This window comes from Terasakiispira papahanaumokuakeensis (genome assembly GCF_001709345.1).
GTDB lineage: Bacteria > Pseudomonadota > Gammaproteobacteria > Pseudomonadales > Halomonadaceae > Terasakiispira > Terasakiispira papahanaumokuakeensis.
This window is the reverse complement of the sequence record NZ_MDTQ01000001.1, coordinates 3,954,410-3,977,421: the sequence shown is the minus strand read 5'-3', so window position 1 is coordinate 3,977,421 and position 23,012 is coordinate 3,954,410. Positions and strand designations below refer to the sequence as shown.

General features: G+C 52.8%; 16 protein-coding genes. 3 read left to right on the top strand and 13 right to left on the bottom strand.

Annotated features, from left to right (window positions below; translation table 11 throughout):
- From BFW38_RS18005 to metK, 7 genes are all read right to left on the bottom strand, one after another.
- Positions 1-1,818, bottom strand: a 1,818-nt coding sequence (locus BFW38_RS18005) for a retention module-containing protein (protein ID WP_175401009.1), incomplete at its 3' end; no start/stop codon positions are given.
- A gap of 472 nt (positions 1,819-2,290) precedes the next feature.
- Positions 2,291-2,902: a helix-turn-helix transcriptional regulator gene (locus tag BFW38_RS17285; protein WP_069000047.1), complete on the bottom strand. Its 612-nt coding sequence runs from the start codon at positions 2,900-2,902 to the stop codon at positions 2,291-2,293.
- Positions 2,902-4,356 carry an HlyD family type I secretion periplasmic adaptor subunit gene (locus BFW38_RS17280; protein WP_069000046.1) on the bottom strand — a complete coding sequence of 485 codons (1,455 nt, stop codon included), beginning with the start codon at positions 4,354-4,356 and terminating at the stop codon, positions 2,902-2,904. The genes BFW38_RS17285 and BFW38_RS17280 overlap by 1 nt, the downstream gene beginning before the upstream one ends.
- Positions 4,356-6,524, bottom strand: coding sequence for a type I secretion system permease/ATPase (locus BFW38_RS17275; protein WP_069000045.1), 2,169 nt, complete (start codon positions 6,522-6,524; stop codon positions 4,356-4,358). Before BFW38_RS17275 ends, BFW38_RS17280 begins: the two co-directional genes overlap by 1 nt.
- A 103-nt stretch (positions 6,525-6,627) precedes the next feature.
- A complete protein-coding gene (locus BFW38_RS17270) occupies positions 6,628-8,559 on the bottom strand; it encodes a TolC family outer membrane protein (RefSeq protein WP_084004748.1) in 1,932 nt (643 codons plus the stop codon).
- A 27-nt stretch (positions 8,560-8,586) separates the two neighbouring features.
- The gene (locus BFW38_RS17265) at positions 8,587-8,901 is read right to left on the bottom strand and encodes a hypothetical protein (RefSeq protein ID WP_139116661.1); all 315 of its coding nucleotides are present in this window, start codon (positions 8,899-8,901) and stop codon (positions 8,587-8,589) included.
- A 158-nt stretch (positions 8,902-9,059) separates the two neighbouring features.
- The gene (metK, locus tag BFW38_RS17260) at positions 9,060-10,277 is read right to left on the bottom strand and encodes a methionine adenosyltransferase (RefSeq protein ID WP_069000042.1); all 1,218 of its coding nucleotides are present in this window, start codon (positions 10,275-10,277) and stop codon (positions 9,060-9,062) included.
- 488 nt (positions 10,278-10,765) lie between these two features.
- Between metK and tkt the strand changes: the two genes are divergently transcribed.
- A complete protein-coding gene (gene tkt / locus BFW38_RS17255; RefSeq protein ID WP_069000041.1) occupies positions 10,766-12,778 on the top strand; it encodes a transketolase in 2,013 nt (670 codons plus the stop codon).
- Between the two features lie 84 nt (positions 12,779-12,862).
- Here the strand turns inward: tkt and BFW38_RS17250 are convergent, their stop codons facing one another.
- Positions 12,863-13,999: an ABC transporter substrate-binding protein gene (locus tag BFW38_RS17250; RefSeq protein WP_069000040.1), complete on the bottom strand. Its 1,137-nt coding sequence runs from the start codon at positions 13,997-13,999 to the stop codon at positions 12,863-12,865.
- A gap of 12 nt (positions 14,000-14,011) precedes the next feature.
- Positions 14,012-16,186, bottom strand: coding sequence for a TonB-dependent receptor family protein (locus tag BFW38_RS17245; protein WP_245686186.1), 2,175 nt, complete (start codon positions 16,184-16,186; stop codon positions 14,012-14,014).
- Positions 16,187-16,390: 204 nt separating this feature from the next.
- On the opposite strand from BFW38_RS17245, the gene BFW38_RS17240 reads away from it, so the two are divergent.
- Positions 16,391-17,080 (top strand): GntR family transcriptional regulator, encoded by a 690-nt coding sequence (locus tag BFW38_RS17240; RefSeq protein WP_069000039.1) that lies wholly within the window; start codon positions 16,391-16,393, stop codon positions 17,078-17,080.
- A gap of 120 nt (positions 17,081-17,200) precedes the next feature.
- Here BFW38_RS17240 and BFW38_RS17235 read toward each other — a convergent pair whose 3' ends face one another.
- Positions 17,201-18,526: an aspartate aminotransferase family protein gene (locus BFW38_RS17235; RefSeq protein WP_069000038.1), complete on the bottom strand. Its 1,326-nt coding sequence runs from the start codon at positions 18,524-18,526 to the stop codon at positions 17,201-17,203.
- Between the two features lie 10 nt (positions 18,527-18,536).
- Positions 18,537-20,036, bottom strand: a complete 1,500-nt coding sequence (locus BFW38_RS17230; protein ID WP_069000037.1) for a CoA-acylating methylmalonate-semialdehyde dehydrogenase — start codon at positions 20,034-20,036, stop codon at positions 18,537-18,539.
- A gap of 293 nt (positions 20,037-20,329) precedes the next feature.
- Between BFW38_RS17230 and BFW38_RS17225 the strand changes: the two genes are divergently transcribed.
- Positions 20,330-21,256, top strand: coding sequence for a LysR family transcriptional regulator (locus BFW38_RS17225; protein WP_069000036.1), 927 nt, complete (start codon positions 20,330-20,332; stop codon positions 21,254-21,256).
- 1 nt (position 21,257) lies between these two features.
- Here BFW38_RS17225 and BFW38_RS17220 read toward each other — a convergent pair whose 3' ends face one another.
- Both BFW38_RS17220 and BFW38_RS17215 read right to left on the bottom strand, forming a co-directional pair.
- Positions 21,258-22,664, bottom strand: coding sequence for an isochorismate synthase (locus BFW38_RS17220; protein ID WP_084004747.1), 1,407 nt, complete (start codon positions 22,662-22,664; stop codon positions 21,258-21,260).
- The gene (locus BFW38_RS17215; protein ID WP_069000035.1) at positions 22,657-22,983 is read right to left on the bottom strand and encodes an isochorismate lyase; all 327 of its coding nucleotides are present in this window, start codon (positions 22,981-22,983) and stop codon (positions 22,657-22,659) included. Before BFW38_RS17215 ends, BFW38_RS17220 begins: the two co-directional genes overlap by 8 nt.
- Positions 22,984-23,012 lie beyond the last annotated feature (29 nt).

Sequence of the window (23,012 nt, the reverse complement as noted above, 5' to 3'; positions counted from 1 at the left end):
GGTGGCATCCAGATCAGCAGTATCCGTTGCAGAAACCTGTCGACCCTGTGCTTCCGTGGCAGTTGCCGTAATGGTTAAGGTGCCATCGGTCAGACCACTGACATCGACGTCGCTAACACTATAAGTGCCATCAGACTGAACCACAGCAGAAGTATTAACCACTTGATCATTCTGATCAGTAATCGTGAGACTGACAGTCGAGCCTTCCGGCACATCATTGGTTCTGCCGGTAATATCCAGGGTATCATCCCCGGCGCCATCCAATGCAGCCGTAACACTGATCCCGCCATTCAGATCCAGTACGGCATTATCACTGGCGCTGAGGGGGTTGCCTTGACCGTCGCGGGCCGTTGCCGTGATATTCAATGTGCCATCATTCAGGCCCGACACATCAACATTATTCAGGCTGTAGTTTCCAGACGCATCTACCGTTGCCGTTACGGTGACCGGCGTGCCGCCATTACTAGAAGTAATGGAGATAGTGACAATGCTACCCGCAGGGACATCCTCAGAGCTGCCTGTAATGTCTAATGTGCTATCACCAGCCCCGTCAAGCTGGCCTGAAACGGTTAAAGCGCCATCCAAATTCAATGACAAGGCGTCACTGGCGGACAAAGGCGTCCCTTGGTCATCGGTCGTGGTGGCGACAATAGTCAAAGTGCCATCGGATAAGCCAGTCACATCGATACCTGTGACGGTATAAGTGCCATCCGCGTTAACCACCGCTGAAGCGGTCACATTGTTACCGTCATCATCCGTAATGGTCAGGTTAACCGTACGTCCCGCGGGCACGTCTTCGCTCGTTCCAGTAATATCCAGCACACTATCATTCAAGCTGCCATCAACGGTCAGGTTACCCGGGGCCGTATCCAGTGTTTCCTGATCAGTCGCCTGAAGTGGGTTACCGGTATCATCAGTGGTATCAGCCGTGATCGTAATCACGCCATCTTCCAGACCACTGACATCCAACCCATCGGCAGAATAGCTGCCATCATCACCAATCGACACCTGAGCGGTCACCGGTGTACCGCCGGCCTCGGAGGTGATCGTCAAGGTCACGACAGTACCCGCACTGATATTGGTGGAGGTTCCGGTGACATTCAAAGAGGTACCACTCAGGATGCCATCAACACCCAATGTGGCTGTAGGCCCAGGGTTATCTGTACCATCTCCCCCAGTATCCCCACCGGTATCTCCGCCTGTATCACCATCCCCAGGATCTTGGTCAGCAGGCGTATCCGCCGCTTGCGATAGAGACTCATCCGTTGTGGCATTAGCAAAAGCGGCATCTGAATCGGCAAGCGTAAAATTCTGAGTCTGTAGCAAGGGAACGCCGCCGACAGATTCTGTAATCCTCGCCAACTGAACAAAGCTATGGCCAGCACCTTCAGCGCCAGCGCCACCAGTCCCCGCAGCGGTCGCTTCCAAGTTGTCGAGCAGGTCTCCATTCCCTTCATTCAATGCATTAATTAATGTATTGACGTCGTTAGGCTGAGCGGTAAAAGCCGAGTCATCAACCTGACCGAGCAAGGCTTCCACATTTTGGACACCGCTGGCATCAGCGAGGCTGTCAGCAGCACTATTACCGTCAGTGAGCAAATCGCTGACATTCATATCGGCGGTAATCGGAATTTCAACCGGCCCAGCTAATAATGTCGCGGGCAAGCCGTCACCTAAATCGACACCCACCTGACTCCCTTGAGCCGTCACCAGTGTGTCACCGGGCTTAATTTCATCACCCACTTTTAGCTCACGCATCTGACCCGATGCGTCACGAACCCAGGCTTGTCCTTCAATACGTGTAATGGTGATGCTCATGGTCGAGAGTCCTTTAAATATAATGATGATGTGAGTAATAGGACGGTGCCTCAGCACCTCAATCTCTAGACAAAAACGTGAGAACTCACACCCTAGATAAACCGTATTGCGATCACGCGATCGATAAAACAAAGCATGATCGCATCACAATGAGACTAAGATAGGGTTAATGTAGGCGAAGCCCATACGACAAGGTATTGGACCGAAGGACAGGGTCGAACCCAAAAGGTTGATATAAGGCAACATCACTTGCAGACGTTCAACGATGAAATCGTAGAACGCAGAAAGGACAAAACAACTCAAAGACCAATGTCAGTCAAGCAACCGAGCAACCTGAATCCCGAGTAGGCATTCATTTCATCGGCGACTCGGTCAATGTTCATGGTCAGCTCGATCGTGCTCAATTGAACTGACACTCAATACACGTGACTGAGACTCACGCTCTGCAACACGGCCAAATGGCGGCATCTCATTATGGTGTGGCGTGCATCTTGCCCGTTAACTTTAATACCAGTTGCAAGCGGTCACTCACCTCCAGCTTACGAAAGGCCGAGCCCAAGTGGGCCTTAACGGTGCGTTCCGTAATGCCCAGTTCACGTGCGATCAACTTATTACTTTTACCTTCAACGACAGCCTGTGCAACCGCCTGCTCACGCGCAGTCAAACATTGCCAGATATCTTGCTCCTGCTCATCATGCTGCGTGAGAGCCTGATAGGCGCCGTGAACAACACGGCTCAGCAAAGCCTCTGGCAGCCAGAGGCCACCACTTTCAATCACCAAAGCGACACGCTGGAGAAGGGGAACAGGCGCTAAAGCATTGACATAACCACTGGCCCCCGCCTCAAGAAACATCAAGGCCTCTTCAACCGCAACAGATAATGTCAGCACAACAACCTTGAACTGTTGGCGGCTTAATGCACGCACTTCATCCAGACAGTTTGGCAGCTGAGCCATAATCCAAACCTGATCGCCCGGCTGAGCTTCAGACATCACCGCTGAACAATTACGCTGTTTTAACTCAGGTAAGATCAAGCCTAACCGGGGCAGTTCAGCGCGATCAGCGCACACTAAATAGTAGTCCATTAACGCTCTCCCATCGCATTTCCCCATGCACGCAGTATGGGCTTGAGCAAATACTGCATGATGGTCCGCTTACCCGTCACAATATCCACTTGGGCAGTCATCCCCGGAATCACTTGAATCTTATCTTGAATGGATTGATTTTTAGTGGTTCGGACTTTGACGAGATAAAAAGTATTGCCTTCATCATCCGTGACCGTGTCGGCACTGATATTCTCTAGCTGGGCCTGCAAACCGCCGTAAATACTGAAGTCATAAGCGGTTAATTTAATCGTGGCGGGTTGACCTGGGCGTAAAAACGCAATGTCTTTGGGTGCGATACGCGCCTCGACAAGCAGCTGGTCATCGGTCGGTACAATCTGAATCACATCTTGTCCCGGCTGTACGACACCACCGACGGTATTCACCTGAACCGATTGTACAATCCCATCCACCGAGGATTTCAGAGAAGATAAGTTGACCCGATCTTCAAGACCGCTACTGGCCTGACGCAGTGCATTAATTTCGCCCAAGGTCCGCGACATCTCATCACGCCATTTCGTCTGACGCTCTCGTTTAATTTGAGCCAACTCACCTCGAGCCTCAGCAACAGCCGCTTGTAAACGAGAGACGGCAGCTGCCGCTTGCTCGGCATCCCCTCGTGCGGTCGAAACGCGACGCCTTAACCGGAGTATTTCCACTTCGGAAACGGCGCCCGTTTCCAGCAGTGGCTTGGTTAAGTTCAGTTCATCTGAAGACAACTTAAGCTCTCGTTGAGCCGCTGATTTTTTAGCCTGCATTTCAATCAATGACTGCTGCGCCTGGGTGAGTTTATCCCTCAACAGGTTTTGTGCTTCAGCCAACTCATTTTTCATGCTTAGGAAGGCTTTACGTTCTTGCTCAACAATTTGGGGGATGGCCTGAACGAGTGCTGCTGTAGGGTTAAAGTCGCGCTGTGAAACAAGCGCTTCAAAGCGCTCTTCCCGCGCTTGAAGGGCTAAGATTTTGGCCTGATTCTGGCGATAGTCGGACAAAAACCGCGTGGGATCGATGCGGACTAATTCCTGCCCCTGATGCACTTTCTGCCCTTCATGCACCAGAATTTCTTTAACTACACCACCATCCAACGATTGAATACGCTGTAATTGCTTTGAGGGGATGACACGCCCAGTCCCTCGTGTCACCTCATCAATCGGTGCAAAGCAGGCCCAGACAACGAGCAAAACAAGCGCCAGAAAAACCACATAGAGCATGGCTCGCGCTCTTATCGGCTCCTGCTGCATACGCGCCCAATCAGCGTCGCTGGACCAGTCTCGATCTAAATGCACTGCCGTAATATGGCGAGAAAAAAACCGGTCAATAAACTTCCGCAACGGTTTTTGACCCACATTAGACACATGGCCAATGGCATCAAAACCACGCTGCTCTGAAGTCGCCTTGAGGGGGGCCTTTTGGCCAGCAGTAGGTTGAGCCGACATTAGCGCGCCCCCCCAATCTGACCACGACGCAATGCCTCGACCACTTGATCTCTCGGGCCATCGGCCACCACTTGCCCGTTATCCATCACAATAATGCGCTCAACCAGTGAAAGCAGGGCCGTTCGGTGGGTCACCAGCATGAGTGTTTTACCCTGAACATAACCAGCCAGTTGTTTTTTGAAAGCTTCTTCACTGGCATGATCCATCGCACTGGTGGGCTCATCCAACATCAGAATCGCGGGGTCATGAACTACGGCACGCGCAATGGCAACCGATTGCCGCTGCCCACCCGAGAGCATCGCCCCTCTTTCACCAACTTGTAGATCGATCCCATCCGGATGTTGTTTGACAAGCCCATTCAAGCCACTGATTTCCAGGGCCCGCAGTAGCACTTCATCATCCACATCCCGATCAACCCGGGTCGCCAAAATATTCTCACGCAATGTCCCGCGAAATAACGCCACATCTTGAGGGACATACCCCAGGTAACGACGCAGCTGAGAAGGGTCCATTTGGCGAATATCCAAGCCATCCAGCCGTACCGCACCTGAACTCGGCTGATAAAGGCCCAGTAATAACTTATTCAATGTTGATTTACCGGAACCAATACGCCCTAGCAACGCGACTTTCTCACCAGGCCGAATGGTGATGGAGACATCTCTCAGTGCCGTACGCATCTCATCAGGATACTGTAGCGAGACCTTATCGAAAGTGATTTCACCCTGTATCGTCGGGCGATTGACGAAACTGGCTTGGCGGTCACGTTCAGTGGGCTTTTCCATCATCTCATTAAGAGAAGACAAAGCAGTCGAAGATTGATGATATTGTGCCAATAACGCGGCAGCTTGACTGATCGGCCCCATGGCTCGCGAAGACAGCATATAGGAAGCGATCAAGCCCCCTTGGGTCAGATCACCTTGAATAATCTGATAAACCCCAATGACTATAATGCTGACCCCGACACTGTTCTGAGCCCACATGGCCACGCTGGAGACAGACGAACTCACCAGTTTCAGCTGCGCCGAAGTTCTCGACAAAAATGCACTATTCTTTTCCCACAGTCGCTGTAACCGGCTTTCAGCACGGAGCGCCTTGACCGTTTCGAGACTTCCCAACGACTCAATCAGCATCGCATTGCGTTGAGCGGACACTTCCCAAGTTTTGGATGAGAGGTCATGAAGCTTGCCCTGAGCCGCCAAGGCATATAAAAGCACAAAGACAATACCAACTAGCAAAGGCAATACCAGCGGCGGACAAATCAACCCAATAATGGAGACGAACAAGAGCGAAAAGGGTAAATCGACCATACTGATGACGGTCGCTGACCCAATAAAGGCCCGAACCGACTCAAAAGACTGCAACGTCGATGCCATAGATCCCGTCGACCCGCTCTTAGCCTCCATTCGCATACTCAAGACATGAGACATCAGCCGTGACGACACCTTAATATCAGCTCGGCTGGCCGCCATATCGATAAAGGTATTGCGCATCAGGCGCATGACCAAATCTAAACAGATCACTATGGCCACGCCCAATACTAAAACCCAGAGCGTCTCAGTCGTATGGTTAGGCACGACACGATCGTAAACATTGAGCGCAAACAGCGGCATGCCAAGGGCAAATAAGTTAATCAAAAAAGACCCCAGCACGATATCCCGATAAAGTGGCCGGTTCTCGCGAATCGCACCCCAAAACCAGTGTTGCTGTTTATCGCTACTGATCTCCGCATCTTTTGGCTTATAGTTCAGCCGCGGCCGGATATACAAGGCATGGCCACTGTAGGCTTCAACCAGCCGATCCAAATTAACGGCCACAGAAGCCTGCGTTAAGCCAGGAAAAATGACCTGGGCCGAATGATCGGTCTCATTGAGTGACAACAGAATACATGCCCGACCAGGCTCAAGAAGCAAAATAGCCGGTAACAAGGCTTCATTAAGCTGTGTAATACGTGCTTTGACAAGGCGAGCGGCCATGCCCGCTCGTGCTGCAGCACGGGGCATTAAGGAAGGAATCAAGCGACCATTTTCCAACGGCAGCCCACCGACAATCGCATCCGCACTGGCTTGATGATCATGAATACTGGCAACACCCAGCAAACATTCCAAGAGCTCATCCCTGACAACCGATTCGGTCTTGCCAGTGCCCACTCCTTTTTCCAGTTTCCCCATTGCGACCTCGTGCTGAAACCCAGTTCAAGATGGTGAGCCTCTCTTCAGACGTCAGAGAGGCTCACCATACATAGCGCCTTAAATAGCGATTCCAGCCACGATATCATTCAGCATATTGAAAACGTAGTTCCACACGCCGATTTTTGCTGCGTCCTTGCGCTGTCGCATTAGATGCTAACGGATCGCGCGGCCCATAGCCCACGGCTTCAACTCGGCGAGCCGGAATACCGCCTTCACGGATTAAATAATCCGCCACATTGCGCGCCCGTTTTTCAGATAGTCTGCGGTTAAATTCGGCACTCCCAGTGCTGTCTGTATACCCAGACACCACTACTTTTTTGAGCGGCAAACCGCGCTGATGCTGTTGCGCAATAATCTGGTCCAGCTGGCGACGGGCCTCAGCAATCAGAAAAGCGCCATTCATCGCAAAGACATCACCTGACAAGGTCGCCGTTGGTGCATTCGCACGCACCTTGTTCGCTGAGTTCACAGGCGCGGACTTAGCAGAGGATTGCTGAGCTGCAACCACGGGGGCGGGTTCAGGCTCGACCACGGCGGGGCTTTCAGCCATAGGCATGGGCTGTGGTCGCGCCGGGGTCGCAGAAGTGTTGGCCACAGGCATCGGATCAGGCATATCAACCCGGCAAAGCTCTGAGGCCGATAAGCCGCTACCTTGATCTAACGAAGGGACATCATCACGCATCACATGAAGGGCTTGCGTCAACATACCCATCGACGCCAAGGTTCTGGCTTTGGCCGCTTTAATGTCATATTCAGCATTGACGTAAGCACGGCTGGCTTCAAAGTATTCGTTTTCAGTATCCAACATATCAAGCAAGGAGCGTTCGCCAATACGGAACTGTTGGCGATAAGCCGTCCGTACACGATCACTAGACTGACGGTGTTCACCCAAAAAGCGCAGCTGCTCTTGCAGGTTACGCACATCATTCCAGGCAATTCGCGTGGTTTGACGCACATCACGACAAGCCCGGTCACGATCATCACGAGATTGAGCCAACCGATAAGTACCGGAACGAATCGAGGCCTGGTCACTGCCGCCGTTATAGATATTCATACTGGCAACCAAGCTCACACCATAACGATCACGCTCGCCTTGTGGATCAAAACTGCCGCTATCGTTTTCATAGCGCCCCGCATTGAGCTGCAGATCAAGACGAGGCTGATAGGTTGATTTTCGGCCAGCGCGCTCCGCTTTCACCGCTTCAATATTCGCGAGCGCCGCATGCAAATCAGGATTACTGACATAAGCCGTATTCACCGCACTTTTGATATCGCCGGGAAATTCGGCATCGATGGAAGGCATTGCCGCCAACTGCTCGGGCGGTAACTCACCGACAATACGCTGATAGCGAACAGAGACATCATGCAGATTCGAACGCTCAGTAATCACATTCGATTCAGCCAACGCTAAACGTCCAGAAATTTGCACTAAGTCAACACGGCGTCCAGCTCCAGAACGTGCACGATCTTCAACCTGCTGATAAACGCGCTGATGCTCTTCATAGTTGGCCTCAGCTAATGCCACCAAACGACGATAGCGTAGAACATCTAAATAGGCCTGAGTCGCTTCCTGGGCGATAGATTCTGCTGCGGAACGAAGCTCATAATAGCGCTGCAGACGTACTTTACTCAGCCGCTCCACATCTTCCGATGTCGCAAAGCCGTCATACAGCATCTGGCTCACCGCCACTTCATAATAATGCGTATCATAGCTACCTTCACTGTCGAGCGAACGCGCCTGCTGACCTACGCCTGCACGGACATCAACGCTCGGCAAATAACTACCAAACGCTTGTCGGCGATCCTCACCTGAAGCGTTGAATGCATTAAATGCCGCATTGACCTGAGGGTTTGTGGAGACAGCACTTTTCACAGCACTTTGTAATGATGTTTGACCAGGCGATGTCAGCTGGTCATCGCCCGAAGCGGCGACAGCCCAAGGGGACATGGCCCCAAGTCCCAGTCCTAAAAAGGCGGCCAACATTGGCGTAAGGGTTGTTTTGAAATCCTTCATAGTCCATGTCCTGCAGCGAAATCATTATTATGGCTGCTGAAGTGCACGGGTGCTTATGAGCACGCGCATCATCTCACTCCCTTCCAGCCCCTTCGTAACATTGGGAAACATAATGTTCCAAAAACTATACACTTGCAATAGTAAAGGTTTTATGACGGAACACAACATTATCGGATCAATCACTTCGTTTAAGCCTTGAGCGATATTTAAGCCTTGAGCGATATTTAAGCCTTGAGCGATATTTAAGCCTTGAGCGATATTTAAGCCTTGAGCGATCATCGTACTCTGATAGGCGAGTTTAAATACTCCAGGGAAGTGACATCGGCATTTATATCGAGACATAAAGAAGCCCCATCCTCCCGCCGATAACGTCCAACAAAGACTATCCGCAAGATGATGGGGCATTAATCGTCACAACATTCATGAACACCATGATGTGACGAAAAAAATCCAGCACGACTTAAAATCTAAGACTAACCGCGCTTATATTGAAACCCGCTTTAAAGCCCAGCGTCAGCTTTGAGTGCGTCAGCTTTATCTGTTTTCTCCCACGGGAAAGCCGTGAAAGATTCAGTATGAGACTGTCCCTGAGCATCACGCCACGTATATTGGCTCTCAAAAGGGTCACGTCCAAAGTGGCCATAAGCCGCTGTATGGCGATACATCGGGTACAGTAAATCTAACATTCGCGTGATGGCATAAGGACGCAGATCAAAATGACGTCGCACTAACTGCACAATCTTGTCGTCGGCAATCTTACCCGTACCGAAGGTATTGATGGAGACCGAAGTCGGTTCTGCCACACCAATCGCATAAGACACTTGAATTTCACAACGGTCGGCCAAACCCGCAGCGACAACATTTTTAGCCACATAGCGCCCAGCATAGGCCGCAGAACGATCCACTTTCGAGGGATCTTTACCGGAGAAGGCACCGCCACCGTGACGCGCCATGCCGCCATAGGTATCCACAATAATTTTGCGGCCCGTCACCCCACAGTCGCCGACAGGCCCCCCAATCACAAACTTACCGGTGGGATTAATGTGGTATTGGGTATCTTTATGCAGTAACTCAGCGGGGATGACCTGCTTGATCACCAACTCCATCACCGCTTCCTGCAAATCTTTTTGGGACACATCCGGATTGTGTTGGGTCGACAATACGACAGCATCAATACCGACCACTTTGCCGTTCTCATATCGGCAAGTGACCTGACTTTTCGCATCTGGACGCAACCAAGGCAACAAGCCATTGCCACGCGCCTCACTCTGACGCTGTACCAAGCGGTGGGCCAAAGTAATGGGCGCCGGCATCAAGACGTCAGTCTCGTTAGAGGCATAACCAAACATCAGCCCTTGATCGCCCGCGCCCTGATCTTCAGGCTTCTGGCGATCGACGCCTTGAGCGATTTCCACCGACTGCTTGCCAATAATGTTGATGACGCCACAAGTATCGCCATCGAACCCCACATCGGATGAGGTATAGCCGATATCCTTGATCACCCCTCGAACCAAATCTTCCAGATCAACCCAGGCCGAGGTCGAGATTTCCCCCCCGATGATGGCCACGCCTGTTTTGACCATGGTTTCACACGCCACACGCGCCTGGCGGTCGCGGGCAATAATCGCATCCAACACTGCATCAGAAATCTGATCAGCCAACTTATCGGGATGGCCTTCGGAAACAGATTCGGATGTAAACAAAGAATATTCGCTCATTTCTACCAGCACCCTCTTGCTCGAAAGGTGGTTAGGGCGCCAACCTTTACACCGTGCCAATGCGGTCATGCCATCGAGCATCACATCATAAAGCACAATGATGAAACGGTTTATAAAGGTCTAGACTCACCCGGTGGAAAAGGGCTTATCAGCGTATCTAATAAGCCACATTGACGCTTGCATTCTACATGCCATCCCCCCTTTATGCACTGACTGAGAGGCCCGATAAACTCACAGGGTTTGCCTGAAACGTCGAGATGCGTGAAAATATAGTGCACCTGTTTTGTCGCTGAGTTCTTTTTGCGCATTTACCACAGGCCGATACAGCACTCACAAGCGGCAAAGACCAAGCTAGACTCAACCTGTTATGACCAGCCCGAAGCTTCTTATCACTGACTGAACGTTGTCACTGACTAAAGCCCGTGTTGTTCGACAGGTCGACCCCTGATACTTAACCCGAAACGCCCCGAAGGCGAGGAGTCCCCCGCATGCCATCCCGCTTCGAACGCGCCAATGCGATTCGCGCCCTGGCCATGGATGCCGTTCAAAAAGCCAACTCAGGTCACCCTGGTGCCCCTATGGGTATGGCCGATATCGCTGAAGTCCTTTGGCACGACCATATGAAGCATAACCCGGCCAACCCGAAGTGGGCCGACCGTGACCGTTTCGTACTGTCCAACGGCCATGGTTCCATGCTGCTTTATGCCTTGCTGCACCTGACGGGCTATGATCTCAGCATTGACGATCTCAAACAGTTCCGTCAGCTGCACAGCAAAACGGCCGGACATCCGGAGTATGGCTATGCGCCGGGTATAGAAACCACTACAGGCCCCCTTGGCCAAGGGCTAGCAAACGCCGTCGGCATGGCCATTGCTGAGAAAACACTGGCGGAACACTTCAACCGCCCGGGTTATGACATTGTGGGCCACAACACCTATGTGTTCCTGGGCGATGGCTGCCTGATGGAAGGTATCTCCCATGAAGTCAGTTCACTCGCAGGTACTCTGGGCCTCGGCAAGCTGATTGCGTTTTATGACGACAATGGCATTTCCATTGACGGCGAAGTCGAAGGTTGGTTTACCGATGACACGGCCAAACGTTTTGAAGCCTATGGTTGGCATGTTGTGCCTGCGGTTGATGGCCATAAGCCCGAAGAAATCGAAGCCGCCATTGCGCTGGCGAAACAACATGATGATCGCCCGACATTGATCATCTGCAAAACGATCATTGGCTTTGGCTCACCGAACAAGCAAGGCAAAGAAGACTGCCATGGCGCAGCACTCGGTGAAGAAGAAGTCGCCCTGGCACGGAAAGCCCTGAACTGGCCTCATGCCCCCTTTGAGATCCCGGCAGACATCAAAGCCGAGTGGGACGCACATAGCTACGGTGATCATCAGGAAAGCAGCTGGCAGCAACGCTTTGATGACTACAAAGCCGCCTATCCTGAGCTGGGCGCTGAATTTGAGCGTCGCGTCATCCGTGGCGATTTGCCCGAGCAATTTGCGGCTCAGGCCGATCAGCTCATCCAAGAGGTCGCGGCCAAAGGCGAAAAAGTGGCCACCCGTAAAGCCAGCCTGAATGTACTGAACCAATACGGTCCTCAACTTTCGGAACTGCTGGGCGGCTCTGCCGACTTAGCCCCCTCAAACCTGACCTTCTGGAAAGGGGCTAAAGCCATTAGCGCCAATGAGGCAGATGGCAACTACTTACATTATGGTGTGCGCGAATTTGGTATGGCCGCCATCATGAACGGTATTGCACTGCATGGCGGCTTCATTCCTTACGGCGCGACCTTCCTGATCTTTATGGAATATGCACGTAACGCCGTACGTATGGCCGCATTGATGAAGCAGCAGGCCATTTATGTCTTCACCCATGACTCAATCGGCCTGGGTGAAGATGGCCCGACGCATCAGCCAATCGAACAGTTGGCTAGCTTACGCGGCACCCCGAATATGAGCGTTTGGCGTCCGGCAGATGCAGTGGAAACCGCAGTAGCCTGGAAAGCCGCCATAGAGCGTCGTGATGGCCCCACCAGCCTGATCTTCTCTCGTCAGGGGCTGCCTCATCTGGAGCGCAATGCGGAACAGCTGGCGAATATTGCACGGGGCGCCTGGATTGTCCGTGACTGCGATGGCGAACCAGAAGCCATCCTGATTGCAACGGGCTCAGAAGTGTCACTGGCATTAGAAGCCGCAGAGCAGCTAGCCACTCAAGGCAAGCAGATCCGCGTGGTCTCCATGCCTTCAGCGGATGTCTTCGAACAGCAAGATGCCGAGTATCGTCAGCAAGTATTACCCGCTGAAGTCGGTACCCGTGTAGCCATCGAAGCCAGCCACAAAGACTGGTGGTATAAGTATGTCGGGCTTGAAGGCGCCGTTATCGGGATGGATAGCTTCGGCGAATCCGCCCCCGCCGATCAGCTCTTCGAAACCTTTGGTTTCATCGTTGATAATGTCGTCAACACAACCGCTGAACTGCTGGAAAGTCTGGATGATTAATCCAGCCACTTAGACGCTGCAGCTAAAACGCCGCCCAAGGGGCGGCGTTTTAGTATTCAACATCAGCACCGATGTCGTTATACGCTATTCATGCGTCCCGGGTGAGGACGGCGCAATAGCACCCCAAAAGGCCCCCGTGGCGGGAACAGGCAAAAACTGGTGATGCAATTGCTGCCACAAAGCGTCAGGCTGTAAATCAGCCATCGCCTTGGGGTGCAGCCATTTAGCCACCTGCTGAACCGCCACGAACTGATAGGGTGTGTTATAGAACTGATGCCATAACGCATAGATCCGATGATCACGGACAGCGCCCATGCCAGACCAGCCAGGGCGCTCATTCACCAATGCCTGCATCGCCTGACGTGCAGCCTGCCAATGAGCACCATAGCCCATTGGAATAGCCTTAGGATTGAGCTTTTGCCAATCGCCGCCAGTCATGATGACAACATCAGGATCGCTGACCAAGACCCATTCCGGGCTCAAGGTGCCAAACACCCCTGGAATGCGTTGAGCCGCGATATTATCGCCACCGGCCAGTCGAACCACCCGCCCCAAGTTGTCATGCCCCACACTGCGGCAACAGTCATGTAACCCAGCGGCCGTTTCAATCAACACTCGAGGGCGCTGCTCCGGCAAACGCTCAGCCACGGCGGCTAATGATTGCTCACGCAGCTGGATTAAAGCCTCAGCACGGGCTTGAGCATCAAATAACTCGCCCAACACGCGGATGCTTGGCGCCATATGCTGATCAGGTTCAGTCAGAAAGTCGACAAAAACCACAGCAATACCGGCGGCATCGAACAGCGCCAAGGCACGCTGAGCGCGCAGTGGCGCATAAGCCGCCAGATCAAAAATGATGACTTGAGGGTTAAGCGCCAACGCTTGTTCAACACTGAACTCCCCTTGTGCCGCTTTACCAAAGACCGGCAAATCGGCTGCTTGTGGAAAGTGCGCCCGATATAAAGCCCAAGTATCCGCATCATATTCAATCAGTTCATCACGCCAACCCACGATATGAGCGAAAGGGTTGTCTGGCTGTAAAGCCGCCAAGGTATAAAGCAAACGGCCTTCACCGAGGATCACCCGACTGACGTGGTCCGGCACACTGACCTGGCGCCCGGCTAGATCAGTGATCACACGGGAAGCCTGTGCCGCGCATACCGGCAATAGCAACAGCCCCAGAACAAAGCCCCACCAACGCCATTGCGATAATTTGATCATCAGGCCGCCCGCTTACAAGGTCATATCCAGCGTTAAGCTATAAGCACGCCCAGGAATCGGCACACGTCCCACCGGGCTGGTATCCACACCACGAAAATAGCCATCGGCATCGGTTAAGTTATGCACACCCAGTGTGACACTGACATCCTGAACCATAGGCAATTGATAAGCGAGACTGCTATCCACTTGCCAGTAATCGGGCAATTTACCCGCGCTACCACTGGTCGTTTCGGCTTCCGTATTCGCCGCATCAGAGTAGCTTTCGCCGACATAACGTGCGTTCAGGCGCCAAGTCCAGTCGGATACTTGCCAGCTACTGTGCAAGTTCACTAAATGCTTTGGCGCATTCGGCACTTCCTGCCCCTTAAAGTCACCGTCACGCTGTTCCGTATCCAACCAAGTCCAAGTCGCGCCTAAAGCCAATGGCCCATTATTGGGCTGCCAATCCACCGACGTTTCCAACCCTTGGTAACGGGTTCGTCCCAGATTTTTTAGGCTGTTATCCGGCTGTTTCACCACCTGATCCTGATAATCAATCATGAAGACATCCGCTTGAACTTGCCAACTGCCTTGGGTGTAGCGGCTGCCCAGTTCATAGTTCCAAGCGGTTTCATTGGCAATATCACCTGGATTAGTGACCTGCGCTAACTGTACGGGGGTCAGAGAGCGCTGTGAGGAGCCATAGAAGTACCACGCCTCACTGGCGGTATAGCCCACGGTCAGACCCGGTAACCAGGCTTCTGCCACATTGTCGTCTGCGCTTGTCCCGAGCGCATCGGCATAATCCATTTTGACATGTTCATAACGTAGCCCAGGGGTCAGGGTCCAACCGCTATCGCCCAACGTCCAGGTATCACTGACATAAGCCGCCACTGCATGAGTGTCAAAATCCCAGCGCCGAACGGCACTTCGAGTGTCATCGCTCAAGTTCAATCGATTGACATCAAAATCAACTTTTTCTTGCAAGTAGCGCGCACCCAGCATCCAGGTGTGATCACCTTGACGAATCGCCAAGCGGGGCTCACTGGCCCAAACCGTAAATTGACGGGGCGAGTCTGCCACATGGGTCGGCACCGCAGTCGGATCAGACCAATGCAGGTCACCGCCCAAACTTTGCCCAAACCAGAAGGTGCGATCACTGCGGTGACCAAAGTGGCGCCAGCTGAACTCGACATCCTGGCTAGGCTGCCAGCGCCAAGTGACATGACCACTCCAGGTATCGGCCTTAAATCGGTCATCCGGTCGTTGCGACTGATGGCGATCCTCTCGATAAGCGGCTGGCGATAACGCCCCAGGCAAATCAGAATCCACTTTGTAGTACTGCAGCTGGCCGCTCAGCGTATTGGCCTCATCAAGATCCCAATCCGCATCGACAATAAAGTTATCGACCTCGGTATCACTGTGATCGCGACCCGCTTCACCCCGCACTAAGTTGGCTTGGAACTGTAAACCGAAGTCATCAGTCACCCGCCCGCCTGCGCGCAGATAATGGTTTTTCAGGACATGGCCAGTCTCATCATCAACCGTCAAGCGCTCGCGCAGTTGCAGAGTCGGCTGGTAAGGAATGCCTCGCGTAACAAAGTTAATCACCCCACCCACATTGTTCGGCCCGTAATGCACTGCGGCGCCACCACGCACCACATCGACCCGCTCTAACGTTGCTAAAGTCACCGGAAACAGAGAAACCCCAATATTGCTATACGGCCCTAACGCCGCCGGAATACCATCGACGAGAATTTGGACTCGCTCACTACGACGCGGGGAAAGCCCACGCACACCGATATTCGGCAATACTCCCGTGCCGGTTTCATCTTGGATATGCACACCCGGTACACGGCCCAACGCATCCTCAATAGAACGCACTTCACCTGCTTCCAGTGTCTCAGTCGAAAGCGTTTCGCGACCACCAGGCGTATAACGCGAATCCTGATGAGTCGAATCCAACCAATCACTCGAAACCACCAGAGTCTCCAACTGGTCGGTGTTCTCGACACGAGCGGCTGAATTTTCGGCAGCAAAAGCACCATGGGTATAACTCATGACCATCGCACAGACCAATGGTGTCAATGCCCAGCGATGCATGCGGCGACCATCAATGCTTAAATCACGCGAAACGTCGAAATGGTGAGAAACGCTGGAATGATGCGGAACAACCGAACCCTCAGAAGCGGCTAATCGAGAATGCATGCCATATCCTTTCACTATTGATAATGGTTATCAGTAAGTAATAGGCATCATATATAATTGGCGCCAATCTGCAAGCATTATGTGAAATGTGTTTCAATACACCCTTCATCAAGCGCTCCAAGCCGCCCAACGACCCAAACGGCCTCAAAAGATTGCGCGAACCGGCGCTAGCCACACTTAAGGACAACCGCTAAGGACAACCTCATGCCCAACCACGAGCACGGCCACGACATGCAATGGATGCTGGAACAGCTCCGACTCGGCATGAGCGCCGGTATTTACCCGGCCGGCAGCTGGATGCGCCAAGACTCACTGGCGGAGAATTATCAGGTCAGTCGGTTTTTAGTGCGGGGCGCATTAGAGCGTCTAGCCGAACTGGGCAGTCTTGAACATGTGCCCAATCGAGGCTATCGAGTACGCCACTGGCAGTATCAAGAACGCCTGGCGCTCACCGAGGCCAGAATCAGCATCGAACTGGCACTCATTCCATTGATGATGGCACGCCAAACTCCCGAAGGCTTAATCAAGGCACAACGCGCTCAGGACCAATTTGAAGCTGCCGTCACCAGCCAAGATGGACCCGCCATGGTCAAGGCCAATCACCAGTTTCATCGTGCACTGGCCGCATTGGCGGGCAATGAATTCCTGGCGCATCAGGTTAACTGGCTCAGAGAACAAGGCTTACAAGGTGCGGGCCCGGGCTGGCCGCAAACAGGCGGGCTTGAACGCAGCATTGAAGAGCACCGACTGATGCTGGAAGCCTTGCTCAGTCGCGACCCCATCAGCTTGCAACAAGTCATCCAGCAGCACCTGAGTGCCTGGAAGCAACGCCATACGATAGCTCAAGATAACACCACGACCGACTCAGGCAGCACCATATTGGCGCCAATCTAACCCTTGCCGATTCATTGCCCAATAAAGCCCTTAATAAAAGAGCCCCAAAAGAGTAGAGCCCCAAAAGAGGGGCTCCAGGACATACAGATCATTCAATCAAGGCAGGTTGATCACATCACGTCAGCGCTTTAACGCCGAGAGTGCTTCATCGATCACGGCCAAGCCTTGTTGCGCCTCTTCAGCGGACACAATACAAGGCGGCACCACATGGATACGGTTATTGGCCACAAAGGGCAGCACACCGGCATCGAGCATATGCTGTTTAATCTGTCCCATGGCGGCATCGCTCAGTGGCTGGCGACTTTGACGATCTTCGACAAGTTCGATGGCATGAAAGACACCCAGTCCCCGAACTTCACCGATCACCTCATGTTGCTGGGCCAACCGTTGTAATCCCGGCGTCAGCACCTCTTGGCCAATACGGGCCGCATTTTCAACAATCTGCTCTTCCGCCATCACATCCAGCGTGGCGCAGATCGCCGCCATAGCCAATGGATGGCCTGAATACGTCAATCCACCATAGAAGAAGTGATCATCAAAATAGCGATTCAGCGCTTCTGAGATCATCACGCCCCCAGCCGGGACATAGCCCGAGTTCACGCCCTTGGCAAAGGTGACCAAGTCGGGAATGACATCAAAGTCATCCAAGGCGAGCCATTGACCAGTCCGACCAAAACCGGCCATGACTTCATCCAAGATCAGGACAATACCGAACTCATCCGCCAGCGCTCGCACGCCTTTGAGGTAATCCTTGGGCGGCACCAGCACCCCGGCAGTGCCCGGAATCGTTTCCAGCAGGATCGCCGCAATCGATGCCGGTCCCTCACTTTCAATCACCCGACGTAAATGGTGTAGGGCGCGCTGACACTCTTCGGCTTCATCAGCCGACCAGAACTCCGTGCGATAGAAGTAGGGATTAAAGAAATGCACATGACCACGAGAGTATTCATTGGGCACGCGACGAAAATCACCCGTCGCGACAATCGCAGACCCAGTGTTGCCGTGGTAAGAACGATAAGCGGACAGCACCTTGTCACGCCCGGTATAAGCCCGCGCCATGCGGATTGCATTCTCATTCGCATCCGCACCGGCATTGGTGAAAAAGACTTTTTCGAACCCCTTAGGGGCATGCGCCAGTACTTTTTCAGCCGCTAAACTGCGGGTTGCATTGGCATGAGCCGGGGCGACAGTCGCCAACTCGGCAGCCTGAGCCTGAATCGCTGCAATCACTTTCGGGTGCTGGTGGCCGATATTGGTGTTGACCAACTGACTAGAGAAATCGAGATATTCCCGTCCGTCAAAATCCCACAACCGACACCCTTCACCACTTTTAATGGCCAGTGGGTTCAAGGTGCCCTGGGTGGACCAGGAATGAAACACATGAGCACGATCCAACTGTTTGACATCTTGGTTGGTCATCCCCTGAAGCCGCTCATTCAGACTCATTGGCCTCTCCTTACATCGTCGGCATAGTGAATTGGTTCGTGGCTTCTCGTAAGCCGGAAGGCCAGCGTGCAGTCACGGTTTTCATACGGGTATAGAAGCGTACACCATCTGGGCCATGCATATGTAGTGCACCAAAGAGCGAACGTTTCCAGCCCCCAAAACTGTGAAATGCCATCGGTACTGGAATCGGCACATTCACGCCCACCATTCCCACTTGAATCTGCTCACAATACTGCCGTGCCGCATCACCATCACGGGTAAAGATGGCCGTCCCATTGCCAAACTCATGGGCATTAATCATTTGCACCGCGTCATCAAAGCTGTTGGCTCGAGCGATAGCCAAGACAGGGCCAAAAATTTCTTCATCATAAATTCTCATGCCGGGCTTCACATGATCAAACAAAGTACCGCCAATAAAATAACCGTCACTCTTGAATGTCAGCTCACGACCATCACGCACCAACTCCGCACCCTCAGCTTCACCGGTGGCAATATACCCGGCCACTTTATCCAAGTGATCTTTGGAGACTAACGGCCCCATATCGTGATCAGCCCCCTCGGTGATACTGACCCCAACACTGAGTGTATCCAGACGCGCCAACAGCTTTTCACGCAGCTTAACGGCCGTGCTTTCACCCACAGGCACAGCCACTGAAATCGCCATACAGCGCTCGCCAGCGCTACCATAAGCCGCCCCCATGAGGGCATCGACCGCTTGATCCAGATCGGCATCAGGCATAATGACCATATGATTTTTCGCCCCACCCAGCGCTTGCACCCGTTTACCATGCGCGGAACCGGTGCTATATACATATTCGGCAATGGGCGTTGAGCCGACAAAACTGATCGCCTGCACACGAGGATCAGTCAATAACGTATCCACCGCCTCTTTATCGCCATTCACAACATTCAATACGCCATCGGGCAGACCGGCTTCACTCAGTAACTCCGCAATGCGTAACGTGGAAGAAGGGTCTTTCTCGGAAGGCTTCAAAACAAACGTATTACCTGCCGCAATCGCAATGGGGAACATCCACAACGGCACCATCGCAGGGAAATTAAAAGGCGTAATCCCCGCACACACACCCAGCGGTTGCATCAGTGAAAAAGAATCCACACCCGACCCGACATTCAGCGAGTGTTCACCTTTTTGTAAATGAGGCATGCCGCAAGCAAACTCGACCACTTCAAGGCCTCGGGTCAGCTCCCCCATGGCATCGGATAAGACCTTACCGTGCTCTTGTGCAATCAGGCGCGCCACTTCATCGGCGTGTGTTTCTAATAGCGCCTTGAACTTGAACATCACACGCGCACGCTTTAACGGCGTGGTCTGAGACCAGCGCTCAAAGGCCTGCTGGGCCGATGCAATCGCTTGTTCAACATCGGCTTTTGAGGCCAAAAGCACCTCTGCCGACTGCTGCCCTGTCGACGGGTTAAAGACGGGGGCTGAACGAACAGAATCCAGTGCTGTGCGTTGGCCATTCACATAATGCGTCAAACGATCAGTCATAACCGCTCACTCCTGAACTGGCACATGCCTCAGCCCCATGACTGGGCAATGAAATATTTAGCCATCTTGATGTGGGGTCCTCTCCCTGAACGTCAGCGTTGCCAGGGGCTAAGTTGCTTCTCCAGAGGACTGATCGTATCTTGTGCGAAAGGCGTTACGTCATTAAATACTCATTTGATGATCTTTAGAAAAGCAAATGCTGAACATTAGGTATTGTGCTGGAGATCAAGTGCTTCAAGCTCAACGGGCCCAGAAGCATGATCACCTGCAGATCAACTCGCCAAGGAGACGCCATGACTGCCCACCACATTCCGCTACTGGGTCAAATCAGCGATGTCGATTTACGTTTGCTCAGAATTTTCCGAAAGGTCGTCGAAAGTGGCGGGTTTTCTGCTGCTGAGGTTGAACTTAATATCAGCCGCGCAGCGATCAGCATGGCGATGAATGATTTGGAAGGCCGGTTGTCCATGCGGTTATGTCAACGCGGACGCAGTGGTTTTGCCCTCACACCGGAAGGACAAAGCGTCTATGAAGCGACCCTACAACTCTTGACGTCAGCTGAGAACTTTCGTACTCAAATCAACAGCTTACATTCAAGATTGACTGGTGATCTGAACATAGGCATTGCTGATAACCTCGTCACCATGCCGGAAATGCACATCACCGAAGCCCTGCGCGAGCTCAAAGCACAGGGCGAAAATGTACATATCAATATTCGGATGGCGCCCCCCAAAGAGATCGAAATGGCGACGTTAAAAGGCAGCTTGCACACAGGTGTTGTACCGGGGTTAAAGCACCTGCCAGGGCTCAATTACACCTTGCTCTATCGCGAAGAATCAGTCCTCTACTGCAGCTCTCGTCACCCCTTATTCGGCGCTCAATACCTGAGACCTGAGGATATCGCCAGTCATGACGCTGTGGTGCCGGCTTATGCCCAGACACCCGACGTCAAACAACTTCATAGCGGACTCAAGCCGATGGCTTCGGCAACAGACCGAGAAGGCATTGCCTTTTTAATTCTAACAGGCCGTTATATCGGATTTTTACCCACCCATTTTGCGCAACGGTGGGTCGACAGCCAGCAAATGCGAGCACTGAATCCACAGCATTTTCATTACGACACCGACTACTACGCCATTACACGAAAAGGAGCGCCCTCCAATATGGTACTGGAGACGTATTGGCGATCACTGAGTCAACTGATCGACCGGGATGAATGATTCAAGCCGATAATGCCGCGACCATCGTTTTTAATTTCAAACAGGTTTCCTGATACTCTGCATCAGGCTGAGAGTCCGCCACGATGCCACAACCGGCAAACAAATAAGCCTTATCGTCACGTAGTAAGCCAGAACGCAAAGCCACGGCAAACTCCGCATTGCCGTCACTATCAAGCCAACCCACGGGGCCTGCATACCATCCCCTATCCATCTGCTCATGCGCGCGAATATGGCGTAACGCGATATCCCTCGGCAACCCCCCCACTGCCGGCGTCGGATGGAGGACACTCACTAATGACAAAGCCCCGACCTCTGAGCTCAACTCACCGGTAATAGGCGTCAGCAGATGTTGCACCTGAGCCAAGCGATACACACAAGGCGTTTCAGGAATCGTCAAGCTCCGGCACAAAGGCGACAAGGCTTCTCGCAAACTGTTAACCACCAATTGGTGCTCATACCGATCCTTCCGGCTATTCATTAGCTGATCACTGAGCCCTGCATCCTCTGATGGGGTCTTCCCCCGCGCCATCGTGCCCGCCAGCGCCATCGTCTCCAGCTGCCCTTGCTGCAATCGCACTAATCGCTCAGGAGACGCGCCTAAAAAACAATGGCCATCACGTTCAAAGGCAAACAGATAAGCCTCTGGATAGTGCTCAGACAGCTGCTGCAGCACCTCAGCGACCAAGACGCTATGAGGCAACGTCATCACAACCGTTCGCGCCAACACCGCTTTATGCATAGTCCCCTGCTGAATGGCCTTAATCGTATCCGCGACTTGATCTTTCCATAACGAAGCGTCCAGGCAATCCTGTAAGGCATAATCGGTAGACGCCTCTACCGCAGATGAGATCACTTCGGCCTTTTCCAGCAATTGAGACCACTCATTCAGCAACTGACATGCCAAAGCGTCACTACGGGTATCCGCAGCAACCCAGTGCGTCACCATCAAGTATGCTTGGCCATGTTGAGACAGATACATTAACCGTGGCAACGTTAAAGAAGCCGCTGGGAAATGGCGCCACAACTCACTGGTCGTCGCCTCAGGGTCAAAAGCAAAACCGCCACACCAGCGAGGTAAACAAGGGCCTTCAACCCATAATCGAGCACGTAATGCCTGCCACTGCTGCTCACACCAGAAGAAGCGCTCACGTGCCTGGCCTGATTCAGCCGTCAATGTTTGCGTCGCGCCGAACCCCACCATGACATCCGTCTGGCATTGCCAGAAGAATCGTTGAGCATCATATCCAGGCAAGGCACTGATCATAGCTATCGGTGTTTGTGGCTCAACCTCAACCGACACAGCTGCCAGCACCGGCTGACCCTCTCGCTCGGCCTTTTCCCGAGCGCCCGCAAAAGCCGAAATGAGCTGAACCCTCAATAACTCATACGTTTTGAGTGACTCATTCATGCTCAGCCCCCTCAGCCGTTTGAGGGTGAGTCATACGCCAATGCAGAATTTGTTGATCAATATTCCATTGAATAATTTGCGCAAATAAAGGTCCGATAAAAGCCGGATCCAACCCGGCATCAGTTGCCCACTCGCGTCTTAACGGCAACATCGCAGCCACCCGCTCAGGAGCGGGGATACTGGCTTCAGACGGTTTAAACTGAGCCGCTGCTTTCACATAAGCCAGCCGCTGCCCCAGCGCCTGGATAATCTGTTGATCCAATGTATCGATCCCGATACGGACATCATTAAGGTCCTGACACGCTTCTGGCGTTCTCATTGAGCCATCCTTTTAATCAATCCAAAGAG